Genomic DNA, 25,301 nt, shown 5'->3' on the forward strand with positions numbered 1-25,301 from the left:
CACCGGGTCAGTACCGGTTTGCAGCACAAAGGAATTCACGATGAGCGACGATTCGGTCGCCCTCGTCGGCGCGGTGGCGCTGGCGGGGGTTGCGGTGCTGTGCCTGCGGCGCTGGCTGCTCTGGCGCGAGGCGCGGGCACTGATGCTGCGCAAGATGGCGGAGATCCGGGACGGGGTGCGGGTGTGACGGGTGGCGTCGACGCGTGGTTGCAGGGCGTCGCTGCATGGAGCGCCGTCGGCGCATCGAGCGGGGCGGGGTTCTTCTTCGCCAAGTGGCTGGTCGAATACGTCGGCGGCCGGATGGATCGGCGGGCCGATGCGCTGGACGCCAGCACGCAGCGGCTGATCGAGGGTCTGGAAAAGCGGGTCTGCTCGCTGACCACCCGGGTCGAAACGGTCGAGCGCGAGCTGGTCGAGTGCAAGCACAAGCACGCCGAGGCCGAGGCCGAGACGATGCGGCTGAAGGCCATCATCCAGGGCAGCGGCGAAGTGCGCGAACAAGCGGCGCGGATCATCGCCGCCGAGAAATATCGCGGGGGGCAAGAATGACGACGGTGAGGGAACTGCAAGGCGCGCTGGGCGTGAAGGTCGACGGCATCTTCGGGCCGGTGTCGAGCGGGGCGTTGCTGGCTTCGTTCGTGAACCGGAACGCGCCGGCCGTAACTGACGCCGACATGGCGGCATTCGCTGCCAGACTGGGCTGCTCGCTGCGCCAGTTGCGCGCGGTGGCCAAAGTGGAAAGCGGCGGGTCGGCCTTCGACGCGCAGGGGCGGCCCAAGATGCTGTTCGAGCGGCACCTGTTCCACCGCCTGACCAACGGGGAGCATTCGCCCGCGACCTTCTCCAGTCCGCAATGGGGCGGGTACGACGTGAGCAGCTGGGCGAAGCTGGCCGCGGCCTGTTCGGTCGATCCCGGCGCGGCATTCGGCGCGTGCAGCTGGGGCAAGTTCCAGGTGCTCGGGCTGCACTGGTCGACCTTTGGCCTCGCATCGTCCTTCGCGCTCGCCCGGTCGACGGTGCGATCGGAGAAGGCGCATTACGAGCTGCTGTCGCTCTACATCGAAAAGCACGGGATGAAGGACGAGCTGCGCGCCCTGTCGCGTGATCCCGACGACTGCCGCGCCTTTGCGCAGGGGTTCAACGGCCCCGCCTATGCCCGGCACGGCTATCATACGAAGCTGGCCGCCGCGATGGAGCGGGGGGCGTGAGCTGGGTCACGCGCCCGTTCGTGCGCTTCCTGCTCGCGCTCGTCGTGCTGGCGATGTTCGCTGGTGCGGTGATCGTGATGAGCTTCTTCGTCGTGCCGGAGCAGAACCGCGAGGTCGTGGTGCAGCTGGTCGGGGGGATCAACACGCTCGCCGGTATGGTGATCGGCTATTACTTCGGCCGCACTGATGGCGACCTCCAACAAGTCGAAGTGACCAACACCCCGGCGCATCCTGTGCCGGTGGAGCAAGGAGAATGAATGCGGTCTCTTAGCGGAGCGTGTCGCGAAGGATGCGGCGGATCGCCTCGGGGCGCGAAGGGTGGTCGTCCTGCGCTTCGATCCACGCGTCGAGGGCGGCGAGGAGATCGCGTTCGATACGAACTTTCACAGCTTCGCTATCAACCTTGGGGCGCCCGCGCGCTTTCTTGGGTCCGTTAATTATTGACACGTTCTTTTTATAGGCCCATAAAATACGGGCGGCAAGAGAGTTACTACCTCTCAAGCCGCCCTAACCAATCACATGGAGTGACCCATGCCAGAGGCTGCCAAAGTCATTAGCTTTCCGGTGGATGCCAGCACAACGGGATTCTTGCGCGAATTTTCCGGTGATGCGCGCGATCGCCTTGCCAACGTTGTCGGCCGACTGGAAGACCTGTCCCGCCTGATCTATTTCGTGCGGACGTCGGAAGAGATGCACGATTACGAAAAGTGCGCGCTTTCGGCCATCGAGCAGGTCTTGCGGGACTGCATCGCGGTTGCCGAGCTTCGTCCGATGGGAGAGGTGGCATGAACGCGTTGGTCCGTATCGTTGGCGAGCATGCGCTGGCCAGCAGCCGCACCGTGGCAGAGATTTTCGAGAAGCAGCACAAACATGTTCTGGCCTCGATCGACAGGTTGATCGAGGCGTTGCCGGAGGATCATCGGCCGAATTTTCGGCCGATGATGGAAACGGTCGAAGTCGGCAAGGGAGCGGAACGCGAAGTCCGGTCCTACGAAATGACCCGCGACGGGTTCTGCCTGCTGGCCATGGGCTTCACCGGCGTGAAGGCGCTGGAGTGGAAGGTCCACTTCCTTGACGCGTTCAATGCGATGGAAGCGGAACTGACCGATCCGGAACCGACCAAGGCGCCCCTGGTCCCCGTCGGCGCGCCGGAGGAGATGCAGCTGGCGCTGTCGGTCATTCGCGAGGCGCGGCACGTGTTCGGCAAGAACGGGGCTCGGCGCATATGGATGCAGCTGGGGCTGCCGACGCCTGACATGCCGGTAGAACTGCGCCACGAGAACAGCCGGGTCGACCTGTCGCAAGTGGGCGATGTCGGCATCCTGGCATGGATGAGCGAGTGCCTGGCGATGGACGGCAACGCCCCGCGGATCAAGACGCAGGATCTGCACCGCCACTACCTGCGATGGTGCGAGGCAAACGGGCACGATCCGGTGTCGGTCTTCGGCTTTGGCAGGATCCTGACGCGGGCAGGGGTGCGGACCGTGCACAGCAATGGGCACTGGCGCACCGGGGTGGCGATCGCCGCATAAGTAACGACCGAGTTTCGGGTTTTCATCAGGCCGGGCGGCATGGCTGCCCGGCCCCAATGGCGTTGGACATCAGCAGACCGACCAACAACCCGGCGCATCCCGTGCCGGTGGAGCAAGGAGACGAGAAGTGAGCATCATCGACGACATCGAGATCGCGATCGAGCCGATCATCGAGGAAGCCAAGGAGTGGGGCGAAAAGGCGCTCGACTTCCTGAAGGACGTGCCGATCACCGCCGGGCAGAAGGCCGTGGCGCTGATCAAGGAAACCTCGCTGGGCACCGCGATCATGAACCTGATCTCGGCCGCGTCGCACACCGGCCTGTCGGGTTCGGAGAAGTTCGCCCTGGTCTTCGACAAGGCGATCGCCGCCTATCGCGCCTTTGCCGACAACGGTGGGCTGTCCGGCCTGATCGCCACCGGCCTCAGCGTGCTGCGGCAGCTGATCGAGTCGCTGGTCGACGACTTCAAGGCGGCGTTCCTGCCGGCATGATCCGCGCCCTTCTCAGCGCGCTGTTCGGTTGGCTGCTGCGCCGGTTCATGCCGGGGCAGCAGCCGGCGACGGCCGAGGAACGGGCCGGCAGGGCCGAGGAACAACTCGAATCGGAAAGGGCCGCCAATGACATTGAGAACAAGTCTGGCGCCGCTCGCGCTGCTGCTGAGCGCAGCGTGCGCGGGGAAGGCGGGACCGGCGCCGTCGTCACCAGCGATCCAGACGCAGCCATCAACCGGAACGAAGACGGACACTACCGGGACTGACCCGATGTGCGATCACCTGCGCATCGTGGAACTGTCGCGCTTCGATACCGACGAAACGAAGCGGCAGGTGATCGCGAACAACGCGGTGATCGCGGCGGTGTGCGGGGTTAGGTAGCGGCGGGGCCGAAGCCCCGCCTCGTCCTTTAGGCGGACTTTCGCGGGAGAGCTCGATTGGCTGCCCGCTGCTCAAGTGCTGCGATCGCATTATTTGCCAGCTGCGCCGGGATCTTCCTCTTGCTGACCTGCGATTTTAGATATGCGGGCATCTTCTGCGGAACGTAGACCTCACGCACCCACCTGCGAAATACCGCGAGGGCTTCATCCGGATAGCACGATGCGACTTGGGGGTTTGAAAACGCCTGGCTGAACATCTCTGGATAATAGTGGTCGAAATACTGTCTCTCACCGAAGCTGGCCTCAAGATCTTGCTCCTTCCAGTATTTAGACCAATGCAAACCAACGCTGATGTCGAGGATCATCCGCGTGCCGGGATCAATCCCGCGAGAAATGAGAGCCGCGAAAAGATCGGCGATCTCGCGGAATACGCACCAATACCCTGCCGGCACATTGTCGTAGACGAGAGATACGCGATCTTCGAATTGCGCCCAGATCCGATCGGTCGGATCGCGACCGAGCATCCAGTCATAGACCCACTCGGTCACCTTGACGGCAAATTCCGGCGAAGCCCATTGGGCAAGGTTGATAGCAACTTGCGGATGAACCCAGGTGCCCCGCGCCTCGTTGGGGCCGCTCGCGATCGTAAGCGTCAATCGGTCTACGGGAATTCCCGTAGACCCGGAAAGCGCCGCAAAGAACTCGCCGGTGTTCTTGAGCCGGGAGTAGTCATTGTAGAGCTTCCCCACCGCCTTGCACATTGCGGTGCCATTGATGAACCCATCTTGCGATCGCTGATGGATCAGCGAGCCCTGATGGGTGTGCGGTACGAGTGCTAATTGGTTCTCGGTCGTCATATTCTACAGCCTTATGCACAGGCTGGGGAAGGCTCTTGACCGCTTGTGCTCGCTACAACATACGAGCGATGAAAGCACGGCGAAGGGCCCTCCAGCCCTTAGTCAACGAAAGTCCCGCCAGCCCCCAAAGCTTGGTGGGACTTTTTCGTTTACCATCTCATTCTTTATATCGGATGTAGTTCGCGGGTTTATCCCCGGATCCGTGCGTAACGCGCTGCTTTCCCTCAACTTGTTTCAGCGATCTGTTCTCGGCCAAATGCGTCACCTTGACCCTCGTTCCACAAATGTTCCATCCAGCCCGGATGGCCCGGTACAGCCTCGAATCGATCAACGAGTACGCCCGGCGCGGATATGCCGTCCGCGTGACGTGCCAGTCGTGCGGGCATGCCGTTGACTGGAACGCGGTCTCGCTGATGCGCGAACTGCACCGGCTGCGCGCCTCGATGCAGGTTGACAAGGTGGGCGGTCGGATGCGCTGTTCCGGCTGCGGTCACCGCGGCGCGACGATCTCGCCGGCTGCGGCGGAGTGGTGATCGAGGCGGCGGAAAACTCGCCTCAATCCATTCCGCAAAACGGCTGCAAGTCTTTGATTTGTCGTGCGCCGAAAAGACCGCGTTCCGCGATTATCTCTCGGTAAATCAAGGCGCGATATGGGTTTTTGGTACCGCCGCTTTTCGTGTTCAGACCCTGATCCTGCGCAAGGTACGGTCAAGGCCAGAGCGCTCCTCCGCTACCATTTTTCCAATGACTTAGCTGTTTTATGCAGGGTGCCGAGCTTCGTTCGACGCGAAGCTCTGGGCGTCAACTTGCTCGTCGATCGGAGCCATAACGCCGCCTGGTCAAGGATGCACGGGAGCAGAAAGGTATCACCCCCTATGTTCCGGTCCGGACATCCCGTTCTCTTCCAATCCAGTACGATAAGCGCCGATACAAATGGCGCGACCGCATAGATTTCTTGTTCGGTCGCCTCAAGGATTCGCGCCGCGTGGCAGCGCGTTTCCACCGCTGCCCCGCCGTTGCTTCTCCACCGTTGCTCTGGCGGCCCCGTTGCTCTTCTGGCGATGATAAGTGAGTTAAGAGCCCATAAGGGCGTCTTTAGGTTTCACTTGATTTGAAAAGTGACTTTGTCAAATGCCCGAGATATTTTCGGGGGGGGTGCCCGAAAATCTCGCAAATAGTGAGCCTGTTCGAGGTCGGTTCATTCAGCCTAGGGGGATTTTGATGACCTATCACACGAAGCTTCTGGTCCTCATTCCTATGGTCTTGAGCGGGTGCGCAATTGAGCCGGAAGAGTCAGTCAGGACAGTCACTTATCTTTGTGAGCGCGGAACAGTGATGGAGGTTGATTTCACAACCGATCTTGCACGACTGCGAAGCCCTGATGGGGAGATTGATCTGACGGCTCGGCCTGTGGCGTCGGGCTTCCAGTATTCGGGCGGCGGGCACGACTTGCGCGGTAAAGAGCATGAACTTCGCTGGACCCTCCCATCGGGCGAAGTGCAGCAGTGCAGGGATCAGGATTGGGCGATGAAACAGCCGCAAATCCAACCGCCAATCGCTTCCCTTGGCGGTAGCAGCTGGACGCTCGAATATTTTGAATCGTCTGACGATGCCGTCGGCCGGATAGTCCCGCCGCGGCTTGAGTTGTATACCTTGACCTTCGGCTCCGACGGGTCGGCAGATTTGCAACTCGACTGTAATCGCGCTCGTGCGCAATGGACGGCGGAACCCACCTCTGCCAGCGGCGGCGGTCTCACCTTTTCGCCTGGCGCTATGACGCGTGCCATGTGCGGACCAGGCGCCATGGATGCCCGGATCGCGGCTGACCTCTCGCGTATTCGTTCCTACACCCTGCGCGGAGGAATGCTCTATCTCGCGCTTCAAGCAGATGGCGGCATCTATGCCTGGAAGCCTTTGCCGGCAAACTAGCATTGGCCATGCAGTGGGTCTGACAGCAGTCCTCCCATCCGCTTGGTCCCTTCGGCTGGTTCCTAAAGGGTGACCTGCACCCCCTTCATGCACAAGGCCTTCGGCATGAAGGGCACGATCTTCATTCAATAGGTGACCATTTTGCGCGATTCTAGACCAGCGATACCTTCTGCACGGGGGAATCGCCGGTCATCTCGCGCAGCAGGGTCAGGGCCGACCGGAGCCCCTGCCGAGTAATCAACCCGCCGGTCGAGACGCGCATGGCAGGAGGGGCGCCCGTTCCCGCGACCGCGAACGCGTCGGAGGCGCTTAGCGAGAGGCCATAGGGTCGCAGCACGTCGATGATGGTCGAAGGATCCCGCCCCGACGGGAGAGGCAGCCAGAGGTGGTAGCCGCAGGGCCGCGCGCGGTAGCTCCCCCCTTCCAACGTTTCGGCCACGATGTCGTTGCGGGCAAGGACTTCGCAGCGGACCGCGTCGGCCAGGCGCCAGAAGTCGCCGGTCTCGAGCCAGACAGACACGACCGCGGCGTTGAAGGGCGGCGCCATGATCGCCGTTTCGTGCAGGTCTGCGCAAAGGCGCCACGCGGATCCGATGTCCGGCGTGCGAACCCAGGCGACGCGCAGGCCCGGCGAGATGACCTTCGACACGCTGCAGATGTGAAAGGTGCGTTCCGGCACCAACGATGCCAGGGAGGGCGTCGCGACTTCGGGGAGAAGCCCGTAGGCATCGTCTTCGATCACCAGCAGGTTTTGCGATGCGGCCACCTCGGCGATCGCCGCGCGCCTTGGCAGGTCCATCGTTGCGGTGGTCGGGTTGTCGTTGGTCGGAATGACGTAGAGCCCGGCGATGTTCTCGGACCGGCACATCTGCGCCAGGCCATCGGGCAGGATCCCGTTTTCGTCGGCGGGAACGGCAACGAGCCGGAGGCCGTACCGACGCGCCAGCGACAGGAATCCGGGGTAGGTGAACGGCGCGACCGCGATCGTGTCGCCGGGGCGAAAGGCCGTGCTGACGATGGCGTGCAAGCCGTTCTGACCGCCCGCCGTCACGACCACGGTTTCGGGCGCGCATGGCATCCCACGGGCATGCAGCAGGCTGGCGCCGGCGGCGCGCACAGAGGCCATTCCGCCGCTCGGCTGATAATGGAACGGCGGGGGGATGTGGCCCTGGCTCATCAGGATGTCGGTGGCCGAACGCCACGCTTCGGCCAGTGCGTTACCCGCCGGCACGGGAGGGGCATTCATGCCGGTTTCGACCGGCCCATCGAGATCGACGCTGGTGCTCGCGGGCGGCGACAGGACGAAGCTGCCGCGCCGCCCCTCGCTGCCGAGAATGCCGCGTCGCTGCGCCTCTCCGTAGCCGCGGGTGACGGTGGTGAGATCGACCCCGAGCCCTTCGGCCAGGGCCCGCTGCGGAGGCAGCCTCGTTCCCGCCGGCAGACGCCCGGCCGCGATGTCCCGCTCCAGCGCATCAGCGATGGCGAGGAACTTGGGGCCGCTGGCGGTCGTCAGATCGGGTAGCCAGTCTTTCATGCCAGCCTCCTACCTCAGAACGCTTTTCGCCGGCTAGTCGCGATGGAAGAAGGCGGGCCGGCCAAGCAGGACGTTGCGTGCCATTTCGCCCCTGTCGTGCGCGGCAAGGGGGCCGCCGGGTGTGTCGTCGTCCCAAAAGGCCGGATCGGCATATTGACGAAGCGCATCGACCTGACGGGCCATGCGATCCGCCTGGTCCTGCATGAGCGCCGTCGCGATCACGACTTCGGGAAAATCGTCCCCCTCGCCTGCGGCCACGAGCGCACCCAGGTCGGTCCGGCGCAGCGAGTTGAACATCTGTGCGACCAATTCTCGCGCGGCGGTGAGGGCGGGCGAGGTGGCAAGGCTACTCATCGCTTGCTTCCACTTCGGACCGCCTGGCCCTGGCGTTGAGCTGCGCCCACAGCTTTCCGGTGCCCGCCTCCTGCGCGTCGTTCACGTATTGCGAGGCGACGAGCCACCCCTTGATCGGTTGCAGCGGGAATATGCAACCCAGAACGAGGAGCGGCAGGGAACTGACTAGATGCACCCAGAACGGCGGTTCGAACGCGGCCTGGATCCAGACCGCGATAAAGGTGAGGGGGAAGGCGACGATGCAGAGCGAGAAGAAGGCGGGGCCATCGTCCGGCGCGGCGAAGCTGTAGTCGAGCCCGCAGCTGGGGCATCGATCGTTGAGCTTCAACCATTTGCGGAACATCTTCCCCCGGCCACAAAGGGGACAGAGCCCTTTCCACCCGCTTTTCAGGATCCGGGCGAACTTGGCTTCGGAGCTCGGATCGTAGGGGGTCATCCTGGAATCTCACTCGGTCAGACGATGAGGGGCAGGTAGTTTTGTATGCATACAATGTCAATACAAAACGACCTGCAAACGGATCGGATGCTCCCGTATATTCCTGCCGCGGCGCAGCCTCTGCTGCGCAGCTCTGAAAAACAATCATGTCTGCTTGTAATTTCCGGGTCGCCGCGCCACTATCGCCAGCGGGGAGAGCCGGCGCGCGCCGCGTCGGCCTGATCATGCCGCTGGGGTCCGGGGCTAACCCGGCCCGGCAAAATCGGAGAGTGCGCGACCTTGCAGACGTTCCATGCCAAACCCGTTCCCTGGCCGGATACGGCCGGTGAGCTGCGTGCGAGGGTGCGCGCGCTGGTTTCCGAACATTTCGCGCAGCAGGGCGATGCCGCCGATCCCGCAAAGCGCGCCAATTCCTGGGCCCATCCCGACCCCGCGTTCAGCCGCAAACTGGGCGAGGCGGGGCTCATCGGCATGGTCTGGCCGAAGGAATACGGCGGCCACGAACGGTCCAGCCTCGAACGCTATGTCGTGCTCGAAGAGCTGCTCGCGCTCGGCGCGCCGGTCGGTGCGCACTGGATCGCGGATCGGCAGACGGGCGGCATGATCCTGCGCTATGGCAGCGAGGAGGCGAAGCGGCAGTGGGTGCCCGGCATGGCCCGCGGCGAGCTTTTCGCCTGTATCGGGTTGTCCGAGCCGGGGGCGGGCTCCGACCTTGCCTCCGTGCGCACCACCGCCCGCAGGAAGGGTGACCGCTGGGTCATCGACGGGCAGAAGGTGTGGACCACCAACGCCCATTTCGCCCACCTGATGATCGCGCTGGTGCGGTCGGAAGAGGGATCCGAACGCAACGCCGGCCTGTCGCAATTCGTCATCTCGATGGACGCGCCGGGCGTCACGGTGAAGCCGATCATCGACCTGACCGGCGGACACGATTTCAACGAGGTCTGGTTCGACAACGTCGAACTGCCCGAAACCGCGCTGGCCGGAACCGAGGGGCAGGGCTGGGCACAGGCGACGGCGGAACTGTCGCTCGAACGGTCCGGGCCGGAACGATACCTGTCGAGCACGGCGCTGCTGATCGAACTGATCCGCGCCGTGGGGCCGGACGCGAGCGACGAGGTCAAGGCGCTGGTCGGCAGGCTGACCGCCGAGATGTGGACGCTTCGCCAGATGAGCGCATCGGTCGCGGCGAGACTGGCCGAGGGTGACGATCCCGCGCTGGAGGCGACGATGGTCAAGGACCTCGGCAACACCTACGAACAGGCGATGCCCGGTCTCGTGCAGGCGGCGGTCGAACTCGACCTTGCCGGCGGCGATCCGCTCGCCCGCGTGCTGGGTTACCTGTTGCAGGTGTCGCCCAGCTTCTCTCTGCGCGGCGGCACGCGCGAAATCCTCAAGGGCATCATCGCACGGGGGCTCGGGCTCAGGTGAACGAACAACAGACCATGCTGAGCGAAATGGCCGACGGTCTTTTCGCCGAACTGGGCGCCGGCGCCTCGCTGGCCGAATGCTGGCCGCAGATCGAAGAGATGGCGCTCTCCTCGCTGCTCATCGACGAGGATGCGGGCGGCTTCGGCGGTACCTGGGACGATGCCCGCATCGTTTTCCGGCTGGCGGGCTACCACGCGCTCGGCCTGCCGGTGGTGGAGGCGATCGTCGCGGCCCACATCGCTTCGCCGCTCGGCTTCGAGGGACGCGGCACCATGGCCGCGTCCGCCGATGGCACGCTGGACAGTGACGGCTTCACCGGCACGATCACGGGCGTCTGCGCCGGTGATGGCGCGGACTACGTCGTCGCTCCGTTCGAGGGCGGCGCGATCGTCGTCGCAGGCGACGGGGCCGAGCATAGCGCCCGCAAGACCGTGAGCGGCGAGGGCCGCGGCATCTGGATGCTCACCGGCGGTCGGGCCGAAAGGGCCGCGACCGATGTCTTCGCCCTGGGCGCATTCGCCCGCACCGCGCAGATCGCCGGCGCGCTCGATGCCGCGCTGGCCCAGGCCGTGGCCTATGCGAACGATCGCAAGCAGTTCGGACGTCCCTTGGCCAAGTTCCAGGCCATGCAGCAGAACCTCGCGACCTTCGCGTGCGAGGCGGCGGCGGCCAATTGCGCGGCGATCGGCGCGGCGCAGGCGCTGGACCGGGGAGACGGCAGATTCGAGATCGCCGTGGCCAAGCTTCGCGCAAACCAGGCGGTCGGCACCGGCACCGCCATCGCTCACCAGGCGCACGGCGCGATCGGCTTCACCGAGGAATATCCGCTCCACCCGCTGACCCGTCGGCTTTGGTCGTGGCGCAGCGAATTCGGCGGCGACTCCTTCTGGGCCGGGGCTATCGGAGGCAAGGTCCTGGCCGCAGGCGCCGACGTCTTCTGGCCCGACCTCACCGCGCGAACGGACTGACGCCGAAGGCCGCAGCGAATACGGAGGATATGTTCAAGGGACAGGTGCGTTACGAATTGTGCATACGCTCGAATCGGCGTTAAAATGCGTGAGCCTGTCGGCCCGTATGAACCTTTCGGCCGTTCGGGTGTTGATGCCACGGAAATGGGTCTGTTCGGCTGCGAAACGGGCCTGTCCGGTGGGTCGAGGGAAAGGATGATCTATGACGAGCACAGTGGCTAAGGCAGGATTGGTTGCGTCATTTGCATTACTGGCCGCTTGCGGTGGAGGCGGCGAACCGACAGCCGAGACCGAGACTGCGGCTGCGGAACCCGCCGCCGCACCCGCGGCCGAAACGAGCGCGGCTGCGGTCGCTGCAGATAACACCGAAACGCTGGACGGCACCACGCTGGCCTCCATGACGCCCGACGCCGCGCATGGCGAGCAGGTTTTCCTCCAGTGCAAGACCTGCCACGTGCTTGAGCCCGGCGTGAACCGCGTCGGGCCCTCTCTGGCCGGCGTTGTCGGACGCGCGGCCGGCACCGTCGAAGGCTACAGCTACAGCGAGGCGAACAAGAACAGCGGCATCACTTGGACCAAGGAAAAGCTGTATCAGTACCTGGAAAAGCCGCAGCGGGTGATCCCGGGAACGAAGATGTCCTTCGCCGGCCTGTCGAAGGGTCAGGACCGTGCCGACGTGATTGCCTACTTGGAAACCGGCGGCAGCTAGGTCATCCCAGCACGACATAGGAAAAGGGGCGCGGACCGATTGATCCGCGCCCCTTTTTCGTAAGCAAAGCTTTTCAGGCGGCGATGGCCCCTCTCGCCAATTCGCACTGCGACCAGATGTCGCTCAGCGCCTCGATCAGCCGGTCGATATCGCCGTCGGTGTGCACCGGCGACGGCGTGATCCGCAGCCGTTCCGTGCCGCGCGGAACGGTGGGGTAGTTGATCGGCTGGACGTAGATGCCGTGGTTGTCCATCAGCCAGTCGCTGATCATCTTGCACTTCTTGGCATCGCCAACCATCACCGGGATGATGTGACTGGGATTGGGCAAATGCGGAATGCCCAGCCCGTCCAACCTGCGGCGAACGGTGGCCACCCGGTCGCGTTGCAGTTCGCGTTCGCGCTCGCTGGTCTTCAGGTGCCTGATGCTGGCGCAGGCGCCTGCGGCCACGGCCGGCGGCAGGGCGGTGGAAAAGATGAATCCGCTGGCGAAAGTGCGAACGAAATCGACCAGGTCGGCCGACGCCGCGATATAGCCGCCCATCACGCCGAAGGCCTTGCCCAGCGTTCCTTCGATCACGGTGATTCGATCCATCAGCCCTTCGCGTTCGGCCACGCCCCCGCCGCGCGGGCCATAGAGGCCGACGGCGTGCACTTCGTCGATATAGCTCATCGCCCCGTGCTTTTCGCAGACGTCGAGGATCTCGGCGATGGGCGCGATGTCGCCGTCCATCGAATAGACGCTCTCGAAAGCGACCAGCTTGGGCACGTCGGGGCCGAAGTCGCCCAGCTTGCGGTCGAGATCCTCGACATCGTTGTGCGACCAGATCTTGTAGGGTGCGCGGCTGTAGCGGATGCCTTCGATCATCGAGGCGTGGTTGAGCGCGTCGGAGAAGACGACGCAGCCCGGGATGCGCGCGCACAGCGTGCCAAGGCCCGCCCAGTTGGAGACGTAGCCGCTGGTGAAGAGCAGCGCGGCGTCCTTGCCGTGAAGATCGGCCAATTCGCGTTCCAGCAGAACGTGGTGATGGTTCGTGCCCGAGATATTGCGCGTTCCGCCCGCGCCCGCGCCGCATTCGTCGAGCACGCGGTGCATCGCATCGATGACCACCGGGTGCTGGCCCATGCCGAGATAGTCGTTGGAGCACCAGACGGTGACGTCGGTCGTCTCCCCCCCGACATAGCGGGTCGCCTGCGGAAACCGGCCGCGATGGCGTTCGATCTCGGTGAAGACGCGGTAGCGACCCTCGTTGCGGACCGCTTCCAGCTCGCCCCTGAAATAGGCTTCGAAGTCCATCCTCGGTTTCCTTCCCTTGTGATCCCGGCCCTTCACGATTCCGGCAGGTTGCGGCGACGGTCCGGCAAGGCCCATCCCCAGAGTGCCCCGTCGCGCAGCGGCAGGGCCAGAAAAATATGCTCGAGCGCGCCCAGCGCGGCGAGCGCGAACAGCAGGCTGGCGCCCGCCGCATCGGCGCTGCCCGCAGGCGCGCCCATCGCGGTGATGCCGATCCACGCCGCCAGCGCGATGCTGAAGGCGATGCCGCCCGCCAACATGGCGGTGAAGCGCGGCGGGCCGAAATAGGACTTCAGGTAACCGAGGTGCGGCGGCAGCATGTCGGTGCTCATGTTCGGCACACCGGCAAAGATCGCCAGCTTGGTGCTGAGGCGCAGGACGGTAAGCAGCAGAAAGACCATCGCGGCCACTTGATTGGGCGCGTTCCATGTCAGCGACAGCAGCAGGAGCGCGGTCAGCGCCAGGGCGATCTCGTGCCAGGCCATCGCCGCGCTGGCGTGTGAGAAACGCTCCCACCCGCCCGCGCCCTCGGGGCACGCTTCGCGCCGGGGCCCGGTTATCGCACCGGTCAGGAAACCGATTTCGTGCCAGGCCCAGATCAGGATCGCGCCCGCAAAGGCCCAGTAGACCCCGCCGATCGTCGCCGACTGCATCGACCAGGCGACGATGACCAGTCCCGCCACTCCGCCCGCTCCCGCCAGCACGAGGCTGCGCGGGAAGGTCGCACGCTCGCAATGGTCGAGCCACGCGATGAGGCCCGTGGCCAGGAACCACATCGCGATGGTCGCGACCACCGGCAGGACATGGCCCGACCAGCTTACCATGCGGGCTGGAGCCTAATCGTTTCGGGCAGCTCGTTGCGACGGGTGCGGTGCAGGTAGAGCCGCGCGAAGCTGACGCCCGCGCCTGCCATGCCGGCCACGCGCATCAGCGCACCGGCGATGCCGCCACGCGCCCGGCCTTCGTCGATCCGCCGGGTCGCGGCCAGCAGGCGGTCCATCCCCTTGCGGAAAAAGGGATCGTCGATATCCAGCTCGACCGGGAAGATCTGCCGGCTGATCTGGTTGCAGATCGAGAAGACCTGATAGTCATATTCGGTGGGATCGACGCCCAAGGCCTTGTGGAAGACCAGCCGGCCATGGTCGCGCACGTACATCGTCGCATAGACCGAAAGCAGGAAGAAGCGGATCCAGAGCTTGTTGTGCCCCTTCAGCAGCTTGGGATCGGCGCGCATCAACAGGGCGAAGGCCTCGCCGTGGCGGAACTCGTCGTTGCACCATTCCTCGAACCACTGGAAGATCGGGTGGAAGCGCTGGTCGGGATGACGGGCGAGATGCCGGAAGATCGAGATGTAGCGGGCATATCCGATCTTTTCGGACAGGTAGACCGCGTACCAGATGAACTTCGGCTTGAAATAGGTGTACTTCTTCGTCCGCGTCAGGAAGCCCAGGTCGATGCCGATCCCGGCATCCTTCAGCGTTTCGTTGATGAAACCGGCATGGCGGCTTTCGTCGCGGGCGAGCAGCTTGAACAATTGCTTCACGTCGGGGTTGCTGGTGCGCTTGGCAATCTCTGCATAAAGGATGCAGCCGGAGAACTCGGCGGTGAGCGAGCTGACGAGGAAGTCGATGAACTCGGCGCGCAGTTCCGGATCCAGGCTCTCGATCACTCCGTCGAAGCTGCCGTCGCGGCGGAAGTGGCGCTTGTTGCGGTCCTCGATCATCTCGTCGATCAGCGCGTCCCATTCGCCGCGCACTAGCGAGACGTCGATCTTGTCCAGCGCCTTGAAGTCTGTGGTGTAGAAGCGCGGGCTCAGGACCGTTTCGTGCGTGGCCATCGCCATCGTGTCGGGCCGGGGGGCGACGCCGCCGTCGGCATGGGCGGGGATCGGGGTGTGCGCGTTCATTTCAGGCTCCCGGAGCTGAAGCTGACTTCATAGAGTTCGGACAGGTCGAGATAGGCGGCTATCTTGGTCCAGGCGCGGAGCAGGGGGCCAGCGCGGGTCACCGTGGCGATCCGTTCGAAAACGACGCTCTGGCCGAAGGCGACGTGCATCGGCGCGCCATGAACGCGCACGCTGTCGCCCGGATGGATCGCTAGGTTGCCGTCCAGCTCGACATGGGCGTGGAAATGCGCCTCGCTCTGTTCGATGCAGACGCGGCAGGGAATGTCGAAGCGGCGCACGGTCATGACCCGCTTCGCCCCGGCAGGAGCGCGGCAAAGGCGGCGCGGTTGTCGGATCCGAAGCCGCCTAGCTCGACCGAGCGGCCGGTGCCTTCGTCGATCAGTGTCAGCGATCCGTCCTGCCACATGGTCAGGCGGAACGGCGGCACTTGGCCGACCCCGTTCATGTGGCGCTCCCGCGCGAGGCCGCGCAGCACGCCGCGGATGAAACCGCCCTGCTCGCCGCCGGGAGGAACGGTGGAAACGACGGCGCCGGTTGCGGCATCGGTGATCAGCACCGACCCGTCGGCGCGGTCCGAAAAGCGGAGGGTGCGGGTCGCGACCGGCGCGACATCGGCCTGCGCGCGCGCCACGGCGGGAACGGCCTCGCGATCGAGCCAGCCCAGCTTGACCGTCGCCGTCATGGCGAGCGCGAACCCGACCAGCGCGGCGGCGGCCACCAGGGCCGCGCCGGGGACGGTGTTGGCATGGTCGTGCGCGTGGCTCATGCGGCGATCTCCCGCACCGGAACTGTCAGCGGCTCCATGACGGGCACATCGCTCCGCATCACGGGCGTGACCGCGGCGCATGCCTGCGCCAGGAGATCCGCCACCCGCTCCGCTTGGGGAATCGCCCGCAGCATCGGCTGCGGCCGCGACAGGCGCAGCGGGCGGGCATGGGGCCAAAGCATGGCATAGCCGAGGCCGTGTGCGACGCAGGGCACCAGAACGATGTCGCCAAAACCGCCGCCCTGGTCGCGCAACTGGGCCGAGCCGATCGTGGCGAGGGGAAGATTGACGCACTTGTTCAGCGCCACCCCGATCCGCAGGACCACGCGGCGGTTGGTGATCGTGTAGACGGTGGTGCGCGCCACCATCGCCGCGAACAGCACGAGGAGCCCGATGACCGCCGCGGCGGAGGCGATCGCGGCGAGCATTCCGCCGAGGCTGCCCCCGATCAGCGCCATGGCGGCGATCAGGGCAAAATAGACACCGATCCAGCGGGCGTGGAGCGCGCTGCGGGCAAAGACGCGCCGGTCGGGCGAGCCCTGCCACAGGATGCTTTCCCCCGGTGGCAGATCGCCGGGCAGGCCGCGGATCGGCTCATGCTCGTATTCGGTGGGTATCACAGCCACGGCTCCTGCCTGTCGGCATTGGCGTAGAGGTAGCCTCCGCCGTAATAGGCGACGACGCGCTCTTCCTCGTACCGGGTGATTTCGGCGGCGGCGGCCGGGCGCGGTGCCCCGGCAAAGTCGGCGGCGTTGATCGCGTCGATCGAGACATGGTCGCGGCGCACCAGCGCCATCGCCATCGGCGCCAGCACTGCGCCGCTGCCCGTTTCGATGGCGAGGTAGCGGATCATGTGTTCCGCCCGGTCGACCCATAGGTCGCTGACCGTGCCGGCCACCTTGCCGTCGGCGCCGATCACCTTGAGCCCGCGCGGATCGATGCTGGCAGGCGCGACCGTGATCGCGGCATCGGTCGAGATCGGCACGATGCGCGGCTTGCCGTGGGCGTCGATGTCGGGCCACTTGGCGCGGTCGGCAAAGGCGGCAGGGCCAATGCCATCGGCCAGCGGATTCCCGGTCGGGCTGTAGGGCGCCCCGCCGAAGTTCTCGGTCCGGCGCGCGGCGATGTTCACCGGCTCGCGGCCCTGTGTCGGGGCCGTAACGGTGCCCTTGCCGAAGGGCAGCCGGAACGACTTGGTCGCGGCGGTGTGCAGCGGTCCGCCGGCGCTCTCGATGGCGCCGGTCAGTTCGTCCTCGAGCGGATAGCCTTCGCGCCGGTCCTCGCGTCGCAGCCAGAAGACGAGTGCGAAGAAAAACAGGGTAAAGGCGTAGAGCGCAAGCTCCGCGACATCGATGAATCCCACGATATTTCCGCTCATGGCACTTTCCTTTCCCGCAGGGTCAGGTTGGAAATTCGGTCAGCCCGAAGCGGGCCTGGCCTGGACTTGGCAGTTCGTTTCTTGGCAGTGTGTGCAGCTTGCGACCGACGAGGGGACCAACCACGACCAGTGTGGCCAGCAGGAGGACGATCTCGAGGAGATAGACGCTGGTGTAACCGGTGGCGCGAACCGCGACGGTCGCGCCCAGTCCGTCGGCGACGGCGTAGCGCGAGATGATGTCGCGCAGGATGCCGCCGGTCGCGATGGCAAGCCCGGCCGCGCTCGCCTGCACTGCGCCCCATGCGCCCAGCGCGATGCCGCTCGTGCCATCGCGGGCGAGCCGCATGGCCGCGACCAGCGTGCCGACCGAAAACAGCCCGCCGCCGAAGCCGATCGCGATGGCTCCGCACAGCAGCAGCGCCGGCAGCGCAAGCGGCGCGGCGAAGATCACCAGCATGAAGGCCGCGACGCCGATGGCGACGCCGAAACCCGCCAGCCGCAGCGGCTCCGTTCCCTGCTCCAGCCGCTTCGCCGTCATCGCAAAGCCGAGCAGGGTGCCGAAAGCCCAGGCACCGGTCAGCCCGGTCGTTGCGCCGACCGAAAGGCCGAGCACTTCGCCGCCATAGGGTTCGAGCAGCGCGTCCTGCATGGCAAACGCGGCAGCGCCGAGGCCGATGGCGGTCAGCAGGCGGCGCGTTTCCGGCTCTGCCGTGAATTGCTGCCAGACTTGCGCGAACGGTGGGCGCGGCGTGTCGTGCGCGGCGACCGCAGCGTTGCGCGCCTCCTGCTTCCACAGGGCGATGATGTTGAGCACCACGGTCAGCACCGCCGCCCCCTGGATCACCTGCACCAGCCGCGTCGGCGTGAAATCGATCAGCAGCGAACTGATCAGCAGCGCCGACAGCATCATCCCGGCCAGCAGCATGACGTAGAGCAGGGCGACCGCGCGCGGCCGCTTGTCCTCCGGCGCGAGATCGGTGGCGAGCGCGAGGCCCGCCGTCTGCGTGGTGTGCATCCCGGCGCCTGCCAGGATGAAGGCCAGCGCGCTCGCCCCCAGCCCGATCGCGAAATCCTCCTCGCGGCCCAGCAGCAGCAGCGCGAAGGGCATGATCGCCAGCCCGCCGAACTGCATCAGCGTGCCGAACCAGATGTAGGGCACCCGCCGCCAGCCCAGCACCGAACGGTGGGTGTCGGAACGATGGCCGATCAGCGCGCGGAACGGGGCGAACAGCAGGGGCAGGGCGATCAGCGATGCGACCAGCCAGGCCGGTGTGCCGAGTTCGACGATCATCACCCGGTTGAGCGTGCCGTTAAGCAGCACCATCGTCATCCCGACGCTTACCTGGAACAGCGCCAGCCGCAGCAGCCTTGCCAGCGGCAGCCCGTCGCTCGCCGCGTCGGCGAACGGCAGCCAGGTCGTGGCGACCCGGCTCCAGTTCGGCGCAAGGCGGGCGGCGGGGCGCATCAGGCGCGTACCAGTTCCATGGCCTGGGAGGTGTAGAACCCGCTGGCGATCCGGCCGGTTCTCGCGACCTTCCATCCGTCGAGATCGGCGAGGCGACGGCGCAGGCGGTCCTCGTTCACCGGGACGATGGCGGGGGAACGGTTGCCGCGCGGAAACAGCTTGCCCGCGCTGTGCATGGCGCCGAGCAGCGGCGTGTGCGGGGCGAAGGTGAAGATCACCGTTTCGCGCGCCCGGCCGGTCAATGCCGCCAGCGTGGCGACGAGATCGTCGGGCCGATAGTGGATCAGCGAGTCCATCGCGACGACGTGATCGAACGTGCCCAGATCGGGATCGAGCATGTCGCCCACGTGCCAGTCGATCCGGCCATGGCCGAGAAAGCGCGGCGCACGGTTGCGGGCGATGTCGACGAGCCCGCCGGCAATGTCGACCGCGACGACTTCGGCGCCGAGGCAGGCGGCATCGATGCTGAGCGCGCCGGTGCCGCACCCCGCATCGAGCACGCGCCGGCGGCGCAGGTCCGCGGGGAGCCAGCCGAGCAGCTGCGCCCGCATCCGTTCGCGCCCAGCTCGGACGGTGGCGCGGATGCCGCTGACCTTCACGTCGGAGGTCAGGTCGATCCACGCCTTGCGCGCGGTGCCGTCGAAATAGTCTGCCAGCTTCTCGCGCTGGAGATCGTATCGGGTGGGTGCCTGCGTTGCCATCATTCGAACCCCAGGAAATCGAAAATGTCGCGGTCCTTCATCGGCCTGGCCTCGACCGGGTCGACCCCGGCCCAGAGCATGCGGGCAAGGCGCAGGTATTCCTCCTGCGCGGCGAGGACCTCGGGCGTATCGTCCATCTCGAACAGCGTGCACTTCTTGAGCCGGCTGCGACGGATCGCGTCGAGATCCCTGAAATGCGCCAGCCGCTTCATGCCGATCGCGTCGGAAAAACGGTCGATCTCGTCGGTCGCGGCGGAGCGGTTGGCGATGACGCCGGCAAGGCGCACGTCGTAGTTCTTCGCCTTTGCCCCGATCGCGGCGACAATGCGGTTCATGGCGAAGATGCTGTCGAAGTCGTTGGCGGCGACGACCAGCGCGCGTTCGGCATGCTGCAACGGCGCCGCGAACCCGCCGCACACGACATCGCCGAGCACGTCGAAGATGACGACGTCGGTATCCTCCAGCAAGTGGTGCTGCTTCAGGAGCTTGACCGTCTGGCCCACGACATATCCGCCGCAGCCGGTGCCCGCCGGTGGGCCGCCCGCCTCGACGCACATGACCCCGTTGTAGCCTTCGAACATGTAGTCCTCGGGCCGCAGTTCCTCGGCATGGAACTCGACCGTCTCGAGCACGTCGATCACGGTCGGCATCAGCTTCTTGGTGAGCGTGAAGGTCGAATCGTGCTTGGGGTCGCAGCCGATCTGCAGCACCCGGTGGCCCAGCTTGGAGAAGGCGGCGGAAAGGTTGGACGAAGTCGTCGACTTGCCGATCCCGCCCTTGCCATAGACGGCGAAGACCTTGGCGCCCTTGATCGCGTCCTGTGGGTCGAGCCTGACCTGCACCGAACCCTCGCCGTCGGGGGGCAGGAACTTCACTCTGGATTCGATCAGGTTCATCGCTTGTCCTTCATTCCGCCGGGAACACGCCCTCGAGGCGGTCTTCCAGTTCGTCGCTGGCCATTCGCAGCGCTTCGAGCGTTTCGTCGTCGGGCTCCCACAGCCGCCGCTCGCAGGCCTCGAGCAGCCGGTTGGCGACGCGGGCAGAGCTTTTCGGATTGAGGTCGGCGAGCCGTGCCCGCATCGCCTGGTCGAGCACGAAGGTCTCGCTGATCTTCTGGTAGACCCACGGCGCGACTTGCCCGGTGGTGGCCGACCAGCCGACGGTGTTGGTGACGTGACCCTCGATGTGGCGCACGCCTTCGTAGCCGTGCTTCAGCATGCCCTCGAACCACTTGGGATTGAGCGTGCGGGTGCGCGATTCGAGGTCGATCTGTTCCGCCAGGGTGCGAACCTTGGCGGCCCCTTGCGTCGCGTCGAGGATATAGACCGGCGTCTCCTTGCCCCGCGCCCTTGCGACCGAGCGGCTGACCCCGCCGAGGCCATCGACGTACTGGTCGAGATCGGTGATGCCGACCTCGACGCTTTCGAGGTTCTGGTAGGTGAATTCGACATCCGCCAGCGCGCTGCGCAGCAGGTCGCGTTGCTGTACCGGCTCTCCCCTGACGCCATAGGCGAAGCCCTTGTGCGTTTCGAAGGCATTGGCCAGCTCGTCCGGATCGGCCCAGACGCCGCCCTCGATCAGCAGGTTGACGTTGGCGCCATAGGCACCCTCGGCATTGGAAAACACGCGCAGCGCCGCCGTCTCGAGATCGCAGCCGTGGGTCAGCTGATGCGCGAGGCTGTGCTTGCGCACGAAGTTCATCGCGAGCGGTTCGTCCGCCTGCGCCGCCAGCAGCGCGGCTTCGGCCAGCATCCGGCTCTGCAGTGGCAGGAGATCGCGGAAGATGCCGGACAGCGTCATAACCACGTCGATGCGCGGACGGCCCAGTTCGTCGAGCGGGATCAGTTCCGCCCCGGCAAGACGGCCATAGCCGTCGATGCGCGGGCGGGCGCCGATCAGGGTCATCGCCTGCGCGATCTGCACGCCTTCGCTCTTCATGTTGTCGGTGCCCCACAGCACCATGGCGAGGCTTTCGGGAAACGCGCCGCCCCCGGCAACGTGGCGGGCGATCAGGCCTTCGGCCTGCAACCGCCCCTGTTCGCAGGCGAAGCGCGCCGGCATGCGGAACGGGTCGAAGCCGTGGATGTTGCGCCCGGTCGGCAGCACCGCCGGATTGGCGAGGATGTCGCCGCCCGGTGCAGGCCGCACGTACCCGCCGTCGAGGGCATGGAGCACGGCCCCGATTTCATCGCAGGCGTCCAGCGCCGCGGACAGCTCGCCGCGATCGGCATCGGCATCGGCGGCCACCATCGCATCGAGAAGCTCGGCGCGCGCGTCGCCCTGCGGCGGACTGCCCAGGACGTGCAGGCCGTGCGGGATCAGCGTGCGCTCAAGCTCGTAGAGCCGCGCGGAAAGATCGCCGATGTCGCCCTGCTCGATGTCGAGAAGCTCGCATTCCTCGGCGATGATCGAGGCCAGGATCTCGCGCTCCTCCGCGCCCGTCGCCATGCGCCAGCGCTCGACATTGGCCTTGAGGTCGACGAAGCCCTTGTAGAGCCCGGCCTGGGCAAGCGGCGGGGTGAGGTAGCTGACCAGCGTCGCGCCGGAGCGGCGCTTGGCAAGAAGGCCCTCCGACGGATTGTTGGAGGCGTAGAGGTAGAAATTGGGCAAGGCGCCGAGCAGGCGTTCGGGCCAGCAGTCGCCCGACAGCCCGGTCTGCTTGCCGGGCATGAATTCGAGCGCGCCGTGCGTGCCGAAGTGCAGCACCGCGTGGGCGCCGAAATCCTCGCGGATCCAGCGATAGTAGGCGGCAAAGGCATGGGTCGGGGCGAAATCGCCTTCGAACAGCAGCCGCATCGGGTCGCCTTCGTAGCCGAAGGCCGGTTGCACGCCGACGAAGACGTTGCCGAAGTGCGCGCCGTAGACGTGGATCGTCGCGCCATCGCTCTGGATCCGGCCGGGCGCGGGGCCCCACTGCGCCTCGATCCGGGCGAGGTGCGGTTCGCGCAGGACATGGTCGTCGGCCGGGATGCGGGCGGCGACATTGGCATCGGCGCCGAAGCGTTCGGCATTGCCCGCCAGCACCGCATCGCGCAGGTCGTCGACCGTGGCGGGGACGGTGACGTCATAGCCCTCGGCGCAAAGCCGGTTCAGCGTGGCGTGCAGCGATTCCCACACCGCGAGGTGTGCGGCGGTGCCCGTCGCGCCCGAATTGGGCGGAAAGTTGAACAGGGTGACGGCAATCCGGCGATCGGCTCGCGGTGTCCGGCGCATCCTGATCAGGCCGACGACCTTGGCCGCCAGCGCCGCAGAGCGTTCGGTATCGCACGTCATGGCGCGAACGCGGCCCCCGCCGCTGTCGCTGCGCCCGCCGAAGACCGACGGACAGATCGCGCCGTCGAGTTCGGGCAGGGCGACCATCATCGTGGTTTCGAGCGGCAGCAGCCCCTGCCGCCGTTCGCGCCAGTCCTCCAGCGTCTGGAACTCCAGCGCGTGGGCGGCGATGTAGGGCACATCCAGCCCGCAAAGCGTCTCGACCGCGGCCTCGGTATCCGAATAGGCCGGTCCGCCGACGAGCGAGAAGCCGGTGCAGTTGACCACCGCGTCGACCGTCGGCTTGCCGTTGTGGGTGAAGAACTTCGCGATCGCGGGACGCGTATCGAGCCCGCAGGCGAAGGCGGGCACGACCTTGAGCCCCGCCGCCTCCATCGCCGCGATGACCCCGTCGTAGTGGCCGGTATCGTTGCCGAGGAGATAGGAGCGCAGCAGCAGCAGGCCGACGGTGCCGTCGGGGCCGGGCTTGCGCTGCAGGAGGCGCAGGCTCTCGGAGATCTTCTGGTCCGAGCGCGGATGATAGACGCCGACGTCGGGATATTCGATCGGCGGATGGGCCGGGGTGATCCCGCGGCGGGTCAGCCGTTCGCCCGCGGCATAGCGGTCGACCAGCCCGCGGGTCATGGCGATGACGTTCGCCTCCGACCCCGCGAGCCAGTATTGCAGGGTGAGGAAATAGGCGCGCACGTCCTGCGCGGTGCCGGGCACGAAGCGCAGGATCTTGGGCAGGCGGCGCAGCATCTTCATCTGGCCCGCGCCGGAACTCGCGCCCTGCGTCTTCGAGCCGCGCAGCCGCTTCAGCAGCGCCAGCGGCCCGCGCGCGGGCGCGTCCATGCGGTAGCTGCCCAACCGGGTGAGCTTGACGATCTCTCCCGCCGACATCAGGCCCAGCATCGCGTCGCAGTCCTCGCGCCGCGCCATCAGCGCGGGCATGATCGCCCGGACGTGATCGTCGAGGAAAAGCATCGAGGCGATGACGATGTCCGCCTTCGCGACCGCGTCCTTCGCCTGCTCCAGCGTTGCGGGATGGCGGTCCCAGTCGGCGGCGGCGTGGAGGGTGAGGTGGATGTTTTCGCGCGACAGTTCGGCGTCGGCGCGTTCGACCGCGCCCTTTAGGTGGTGATCGAGCGTCACGATGACGACGCGCACCGGCGGGGTGAAGCTACCGGGCATAGTGCGCCTTCGCATCGTAGAGCGTGGCGAGATCGATCGGGGCGAGCCCGCGTTCGGCGGCGAAGAGTTCGGTGTTGCGACGCGCCTTGCCGCGCACGAAGAAGGGGATTTTCTTCAGTTCGCGCTCCGCCTCGTCGGTCCATGCGGTGCCCGCAGCGTCTACGGGATCGGCCCGTGATGGCTCCGGACGGGCGGGCTGCACGTGGAGATGCGATGCGCCCGCCGCGTCCGAAAACTCGAAATCCTCGCGGAACATGGTGAGGAGGTGTTCTTCCAGCCCCATGACCAGCGGTTGGACCCAGCTGTCGAAGATCACGTTGGCGCCCTCGAAACCCATCTGGGGCGAATGGCGGGCGGGAAAATCCTGAACGTGGACCGGCGAGGATATCACTGCGCAGGGCAGGCCCAGACGCTTGGCGATGTGCCGTTCCATCTGCGTGCCGAGCACCAGTTCGGGCGAAGCGGCGGCGATCGCCTCCTCGACCTCCAGGTGATCGTCGGTGATCAGCGGCTCGACGCCGTGACGCCTTGCCGCCTCGCGCAGTTCGCGTGCGAATTCGCGGTTGTAGCAGCCAAGGCCGCAGACCTCGAAACCCAGTTCCTCTGCCGCGATGCGCGCCGCGGCGATGGCGTGGGTGGCGTCGCCGAAGATGAAGACCCGCTTGCCGGTGAGGTAGGTCGAATCGACCGAGCGGCTCCACCACGGCATCCGCGATGTTTCGTCGCCGAGCGCACGGGCGGGGTCGACGTCGGCGATTCCCGCGATCTCGCGGATGAAATCGCGCGTGGCGCCGACCCCGATCGGGACGGTGCGGACCGTCTTCTGGCCGAAGGTGCGTTCGAGCCAGCGGGCCGCTTCCGCCCCGGTTTCGGGATAGAGCACGACGTTGAAATCGGCGGCGCCGATGCGGGCGATGTCCGCCGGCGTCGCGCCGAGCGGGGCGACGACGTTTACCTCCACGCCCAAGGCATCGAGGATCCTGCGCACTTCGACCAGATCGTCGCGGTGGCGAAAGCCGAGCGCGGTCGGGCCGAGGATGTTGGCCAGCCTGCGTGCCGCACCGCGCGGGCGGACCGACGGGTCGGCCAGCTTGCGCACGATCTGGTAGAAGCTTTCCGCCGCGCCCCAGTTCTCCTTGCGCTGGTAGCTCGGCAGCTCCAGCGCGATGACCGGGCAGGGCAGGTCCATGGCTTCGGAAAGGCCGGCCGGATCGTCCTGGATCAGTTCGGCGGTGCAGCTTGCCCCGACCATCAGCGCCTGCGGCGCGAAGCGGGCGACGGCGTCGCGCGCGGCGTCCTGGAACAGCTGTGCGGTATCCTTGCCCAGGTCGCGCGCCTGGAACGTGGTGTAGGTGACCGGCGGCCGCTTGCCGCGCCGTTCGATCATCGTGAACAGCAGGTCGGCATACGTGTCGCCCTGCGGTGCGTGGAGGACGTAGTGCATCCCCTCCATCGCCGTCGCGACCCGCATGGCGCCCACGTGGGGCGGTCCTTCGTAGGTCCAGACGGCCAGTTGCATC

The 25,301-nt window shown here is 66.1% G+C and carries 30 protein-coding genes; 13 read left to right on the forward strand and 17 right to left on the reverse strand.

All coding sequences use genetic code 11. The features are described 5' to 3' along the window. Positions 1-40 precede the first annotated feature (40 nt). The 4 genes from J2X37_RS03445 to J2X37_RS03460 are packed head-to-tail and all read left to right on the forward strand — an operon-like array spanning position 41 to position 1,465. Positions 41-187: a hypothetical protein gene (locus tag J2X37_RS03445; RefSeq protein WP_310017764.1), complete on the forward strand. Its 147-nt coding sequence runs from the start codon at positions 41-43 to the stop codon at positions 185-187. Further along, positions 184-549, forward strand: a complete 366-nt coding sequence (locus J2X37_RS03450; RefSeq protein WP_310017766.1) for a hypothetical protein — start codon at positions 184-186, stop codon at positions 547-549. Before J2X37_RS03445 ends, J2X37_RS03450 begins: the two co-directional genes overlap by 4 nt. Further along, the gene (locus tag J2X37_RS03455; protein ID WP_310017768.1) at positions 546-1,208 is read left to right on the forward strand and encodes an N-acetylmuramidase domain-containing protein; all 663 of its coding nucleotides are present in this window, start codon (positions 546-548) and stop codon (positions 1,206-1,208) included. The genes J2X37_RS03450 and J2X37_RS03455 overlap by 4 nt, the downstream gene beginning before the upstream one ends. Then, positions 1,205-1,465, forward strand: a complete 261-nt coding sequence (locus J2X37_RS03460; RefSeq protein WP_310017770.1) for a hypothetical protein — start codon at positions 1,205-1,207, stop codon at positions 1,463-1,465. The genes J2X37_RS03455 and J2X37_RS03460 overlap by 4 nt, the downstream gene beginning before the upstream one ends. Before the next feature lie 10 nt (positions 1,466-1,475). Here the strand turns inward: J2X37_RS03460 and J2X37_RS03465 are convergent, their stop codons facing one another. Further along, on the reverse strand, positions 1,476-1,595 hold the full coding sequence (locus J2X37_RS03465) for a ribbon-helix-helix protein, CopG family (protein WP_310017772.1): 120 nt from the start codon (positions 1,593-1,595) through the stop codon (positions 1,476-1,478). Positions 1,596-1,796: 201 nt separating this feature from the next. On the opposite strand from J2X37_RS03465, the gene J2X37_RS03470 reads away from it, so the two are divergent. The 4 genes from J2X37_RS03470 to J2X37_RS03485 all read left to right on the forward strand — a co-directional run bounded on the left by J2X37_RS03470 (position 1,797) and on the right by J2X37_RS03485 (position 3,496). Further along, positions 1,797-1,997, forward strand: a complete 201-nt coding sequence (locus J2X37_RS03470; protein WP_310017774.1) for a hypothetical protein — start codon at positions 1,797-1,799, stop codon at positions 1,995-1,997. Further along, entirely contained in the window at positions 1,994-2,740 is a 747-nt protein-coding gene (locus tag J2X37_RS03475; protein WP_310017776.1) for a Rha family transcriptional regulator, read from the forward strand. Before J2X37_RS03470 ends, J2X37_RS03475 begins: the two co-directional genes overlap by 4 nt. 127 nt (positions 2,741-2,867) lie before the next feature. Beyond that, positions 2,868-3,230, forward strand: coding sequence for a hypothetical protein (locus J2X37_RS03480; RefSeq protein ID WP_310017777.1), 363 nt, complete (start codon positions 2,868-2,870; stop codon positions 3,228-3,230). Beyond that, complete coding sequence (locus J2X37_RS03485; protein WP_310017779.1) at positions 3,227-3,496, forward strand: hypothetical protein; 270 nt, start codon at positions 3,227-3,229, stop codon at positions 3,494-3,496. The genes J2X37_RS03480 and J2X37_RS03485 overlap by 4 nt, the downstream gene beginning before the upstream one ends. A gap of 143 nt (positions 3,497-3,639) precedes the next feature. Here J2X37_RS03485 and J2X37_RS03490 read toward each other — a convergent pair whose 3' ends face one another. Continuing rightward, positions 3,640-4,467 carry a KilA-N domain-containing protein gene (locus J2X37_RS03490; RefSeq protein ID WP_310017781.1) on the reverse strand — a complete coding sequence of 276 codons (828 nt, stop codon included), beginning with the start codon at positions 4,465-4,467 and terminating at the stop codon, positions 3,640-3,642. A gap of 302 nt (positions 4,468-4,769) precedes the next feature. Here J2X37_RS03490 and J2X37_RS03495 point away from each other — a divergent pair, with 302 nt between their 5' ends. After that, complete coding sequence (locus J2X37_RS03495) at positions 4,770-5,000, forward strand: hypothetical protein (RefSeq protein WP_310017782.1); 231 nt, start codon at positions 4,770-4,772, stop codon at positions 4,998-5,000. Between the two features lie 688 nt (positions 5,001-5,688). Continuing rightward, positions 5,689-6,396 carry an META domain-containing protein gene (locus J2X37_RS03500; RefSeq protein ID WP_310017784.1) on the forward strand — a complete coding sequence of 236 codons (708 nt, stop codon included), beginning with the start codon at positions 5,689-5,691 and terminating at the stop codon, positions 6,394-6,396. Positions 6,397-6,547: 151 nt separating this feature from the next. Here the strand turns inward: J2X37_RS03500 and J2X37_RS03505 are convergent, their stop codons facing one another. Genes J2X37_RS03505 through J2X37_RS03515 form a run of 3 tightly spaced genes read right to left on the reverse strand, consistent with a single transcriptional unit; the run spans position 6,548 to position 8,720 of the window. Continuing rightward, positions 6,548-7,930, reverse strand: a complete 1,383-nt coding sequence (locus J2X37_RS03505; protein WP_310017786.1) for a PLP-dependent aminotransferase family protein — start codon at positions 7,928-7,930, stop codon at positions 6,548-6,550. A gap of 33 nt (positions 7,931-7,963) precedes the next feature. Continuing rightward, entirely contained in the window at positions 7,964-8,284 is a 321-nt protein-coding gene (locus J2X37_RS03510) for a hypothetical protein (RefSeq protein WP_310017788.1), read from the reverse strand. Continuing rightward, the gene (locus J2X37_RS03515; protein ID WP_310017790.1) at positions 8,277-8,720 is read right to left on the reverse strand and encodes a DUF983 domain-containing protein; all 444 of its coding nucleotides are present in this window, start codon (positions 8,718-8,720) and stop codon (positions 8,277-8,279) included. Before J2X37_RS03515 ends, J2X37_RS03510 begins: the two co-directional genes overlap by 8 nt. Before the next feature lie 279 nt (positions 8,721-8,999). On the opposite strand from J2X37_RS03515, the gene J2X37_RS03520 reads away from it, so the two are divergent. The 3 genes from J2X37_RS03520 to J2X37_RS03530 all read left to right on the forward strand — a co-directional run bounded on the left by J2X37_RS03520 (position 9,000) and on the right by J2X37_RS03530 (position 11,828). Beyond that, positions 9,000-10,151: an acyl-CoA dehydrogenase family protein gene (locus J2X37_RS03520; protein ID WP_310017792.1), complete on the forward strand. Its 1,152-nt coding sequence runs from the start codon at positions 9,000-9,002 to the stop codon at positions 10,149-10,151. Then, positions 10,148-11,119: an acyl-CoA dehydrogenase family protein gene (locus J2X37_RS03525; protein ID WP_310017795.1), complete on the forward strand. Its 972-nt coding sequence runs from the start codon at positions 10,148-10,150 to the stop codon at positions 11,117-11,119. Before J2X37_RS03520 ends, J2X37_RS03525 begins: the two co-directional genes overlap by 4 nt. A 202-nt stretch (positions 11,120-11,321) precedes the next feature. Continuing rightward, positions 11,322-11,828, forward strand: coding sequence for a cytochrome c family protein (locus J2X37_RS03530; RefSeq protein WP_310017797.1), 507 nt, complete (start codon positions 11,322-11,324; stop codon positions 11,826-11,828). A 73-nt stretch (positions 11,829-11,901) separates the two neighbouring features. Here J2X37_RS03530 and hemA read toward each other — a convergent pair whose 3' ends face one another. The 12 genes from hemA to bchB are packed head-to-tail and all read right to left on the reverse strand — an operon-like array spanning position 11,902 to position 25,300. Further along, positions 11,902-13,122: a 5-aminolevulinate synthase gene (hemA, locus tag J2X37_RS03535; RefSeq protein WP_310017799.1), complete on the reverse strand. Its 1,221-nt coding sequence runs from the start codon at positions 13,120-13,122 to the stop codon at positions 11,902-11,904. A 32-nt stretch (positions 13,123-13,154) separates the two neighbouring features. Continuing rightward, the gene (gene puhE / locus J2X37_RS03540) at positions 13,155-13,943 is read right to left on the reverse strand and encodes a putative photosynthetic complex assembly protein PuhE (RefSeq protein ID WP_310017801.1); all 789 of its coding nucleotides are present in this window, start codon (positions 13,941-13,943) and stop codon (positions 13,155-13,157) included. Next, complete coding sequence (acsF, locus tag J2X37_RS03545) at positions 13,937-15,025, reverse strand: magnesium-protoporphyrin IX monomethyl ester (oxidative) cyclase (RefSeq protein WP_310017804.1); 1,089 nt, start codon at positions 15,023-15,025, stop codon at positions 13,937-13,939. Before acsF ends, puhE begins: the two co-directional genes overlap by 7 nt. Beyond that, positions 15,022-15,309, reverse strand: a complete 288-nt coding sequence (locus J2X37_RS03550) for a hypothetical protein (RefSeq protein ID WP_310017806.1) — start codon at positions 15,307-15,309, stop codon at positions 15,022-15,024. Before J2X37_RS03550 ends, acsF begins: the two co-directional genes overlap by 4 nt. Beyond that, a complete protein-coding gene (gene puhC / locus J2X37_RS03555) occupies positions 15,306-15,791 on the reverse strand; it encodes a photosynthetic complex assembly protein PuhC (protein ID WP_310017808.1) in 486 nt (161 codons plus the stop codon). The genes J2X37_RS03550 and puhC overlap by 4 nt, the downstream gene beginning before the upstream one ends. Beyond that, positions 15,788-16,417 (reverse strand): photosynthetic complex putative assembly protein PuhB, encoded by a 630-nt coding sequence (gene puhB / locus J2X37_RS03560; RefSeq protein WP_310017810.1) that lies wholly within the window; start codon positions 16,415-16,417, stop codon positions 15,788-15,790. The genes puhC and puhB overlap by 4 nt, the downstream gene beginning before the upstream one ends. Then, the gene (gene puhA, locus J2X37_RS03565) at positions 16,408-17,169 is read right to left on the reverse strand and encodes a photosynthetic reaction center subunit H (protein ID WP_310017813.1); all 762 of its coding nucleotides are present in this window, start codon (positions 17,167-17,169) and stop codon (positions 16,408-16,410) included. The genes puhB and puhA overlap by 10 nt, the downstream gene beginning before the upstream one ends. 22 nt (positions 17,170-17,191) lie before the next feature. Continuing rightward, positions 17,192-18,634: a BCD family MFS transporter gene (locus tag J2X37_RS03570; protein ID WP_310017815.1), complete on the reverse strand. Its 1,443-nt coding sequence runs from the start codon at positions 18,632-18,634 to the stop codon at positions 17,192-17,194. Then, positions 18,634-19,335, reverse strand: a complete 702-nt coding sequence (gene bchM, locus J2X37_RS03575) for a magnesium protoporphyrin IX methyltransferase (RefSeq protein ID WP_310017818.1) — start codon at positions 19,333-19,335, stop codon at positions 18,634-18,636. Before bchM ends, J2X37_RS03570 begins: the two co-directional genes overlap by 1 nt. Beyond that, positions 19,335-20,231, reverse strand: a complete 897-nt coding sequence (gene bchL / locus J2X37_RS03580; protein WP_310017820.1) for a ferredoxin:protochlorophyllide reductase (ATP-dependent) iron-sulfur ATP-binding protein — start codon at positions 20,229-20,231, stop codon at positions 19,335-19,337. Before bchL ends, bchM begins: the two co-directional genes overlap by 1 nt. 10 nt (positions 20,232-20,241) lie before the next feature. Then, entirely contained in the window at positions 20,242-23,781 is a 3,540-nt protein-coding gene (gene bchH / locus J2X37_RS03585) for a magnesium chelatase subunit H (protein WP_310017823.1), read from the reverse strand. Next, positions 23,771-25,300, reverse strand: a complete 1,530-nt coding sequence (bchB, locus tag J2X37_RS03590) for a ferredoxin:protochlorophyllide reductase (ATP-dependent) subunit B (protein ID WP_310017825.1) — start codon at positions 25,298-25,300, stop codon at positions 23,771-23,773. Before bchB ends, bchH begins: the two co-directional genes overlap by 11 nt. Position 25,301 lies beyond the last annotated feature (1 nt).

Source organism: Croceicoccus sp. BE223, assembly GCF_031457155.1.
In the GTDB taxonomy this organism is placed as follows: domain Bacteria; phylum Pseudomonadota; class Alphaproteobacteria; order Sphingomonadales; family Sphingomonadaceae; genus Croceicoccus.

Excerpts from the sequence above, each read along its gene's own strand:
- J2X37_RS03445 (WP_310017764.1), top strand. The coding sequence starts at position 41 with ATGAGCGACGATTCGGTCGCCCTCGTCGGCGCGGTGGCGCTGGCGGGG.
- J2X37_RS03455 (WP_310017768.1), top strand. The coding sequence starts at position 546 with ATGACGACGGTGAGGGAACTGCAAGGCGCGCTGGGCGTGAAGGTCGAC.
- J2X37_RS03475 (WP_310017776.1), top strand. The coding sequence starts at position 1,994 with ATGAACGCGTTGGTCCGTATCGTTGGCGAGCATGCGCTGGCCAGCAGC.
- J2X37_RS03485 (WP_310017779.1), top strand. The coding sequence starts at position 3,227 with ATGATCCGCGCCCTTCTCAGCGCGCTGTTCGGTTGGCTGCTGCGCCGG.
- J2X37_RS03490 (WP_310017781.1), bottom strand. The coding sequence starts at position 4,467 with ATGACGACCGAGAACCAATTAGCACTCGTACCGCACACCCATCAGGGC.
- J2X37_RS03495 (WP_310017782.1), top strand. The coding sequence starts at position 4,770 with ATGGCCCGGTACAGCCTCGAATCGATCAACGAGTACGCCCGGCGCGGA.
- J2X37_RS03500 (WP_310017784.1), top strand. The coding sequence starts at position 5,689 with ATGACCTATCACACGAAGCTTCTGGTCCTCATTCCTATGGTCTTGAGC.
- J2X37_RS03505 (WP_310017786.1), bottom strand. The coding sequence starts at position 7,930 with ATGAAAGACTGGCTACCCGATCTGACGACCGCCAGCGGCCCCAAGTTC.
- J2X37_RS03510 (WP_310017788.1), bottom strand. The coding sequence starts at position 8,284 with ATGAGTAGCCTTGCCACCTCGCCCGCCCTCACCGCCGCGCGAGAATTG.
- J2X37_RS03515 (WP_310017790.1), bottom strand. The coding sequence starts at position 8,720 with ATGACCCCCTACGATCCGAGCTCCGAAGCCAAGTTCGCCCGGATCCTG.
- J2X37_RS03530 (WP_310017797.1), top strand. The coding sequence starts at position 11,322 with ATGACGAGCACAGTGGCTAAGGCAGGATTGGTTGCGTCATTTGCATTA.
- hemA (WP_310017799.1), bottom strand. The coding sequence starts at position 13,122 with ATGGACTTCGAAGCCTATTTCAGGGGCGAGCTGGAAGCGGTCCGCAAC.
- puhE (WP_310017801.1), bottom strand. The coding sequence starts at position 13,943 with ATGGTAAGCTGGTCGGGCCATGTCCTGCCGGTGGTCGCGACCATCGCG.
- acsF (WP_310017804.1), bottom strand. The coding sequence starts at position 15,025 with ATGAACGCGCACACCCCGATCCCCGCCCATGCCGACGGCGGCGTCGCC.
- J2X37_RS03550 (WP_310017806.1), bottom strand. The coding sequence starts at position 15,309 with ATGACCGTGCGCCGCTTCGACATTCCCTGCCGCGTCTGCATCGAACAG.
- puhC (WP_310017808.1), bottom strand. The coding sequence starts at position 15,791 with ATGAGCCACGCGCACGACCATGCCAACACCGTCCCCGGCGCGGCCCTG.
- puhA (WP_310017813.1), bottom strand. The coding sequence starts at position 17,169 with ATGAGCGGAAATATCGTGGGATTCATCGATGTCGCGGAGCTTGCGCTC.
- J2X37_RS03570 (WP_310017815.1), bottom strand. The coding sequence starts at position 18,634 with ATGCGCCCCGCCGCCCGCCTTGCGCCGAACTGGAGCCGGGTCGCCACG.
- bchM (WP_310017818.1), bottom strand. The coding sequence starts at position 19,335 with ATGGCAACGCAGGCACCCACCCGATACGATCTCCAGCGCGAGAAGCTG.
- bchL (WP_310017820.1), bottom strand. The coding sequence starts at position 20,231 with ATGAACCTGATCGAATCCAGAGTGAAGTTCCTGCCCCCCGACGGCGAG.
- bchH (WP_310017823.1), bottom strand. The coding sequence starts at position 23,781 with ATGCCCGGTAGCTTCACCCCGCCGGTGCGCGTCGTCATCGTGACGCTC.
- bchB (WP_310017825.1), bottom strand. The coding sequence starts at position 25,300 with ATGCAACTGGCCGTCTGGACCTACGAAGGACCGCCCCACGTGGGCGCC.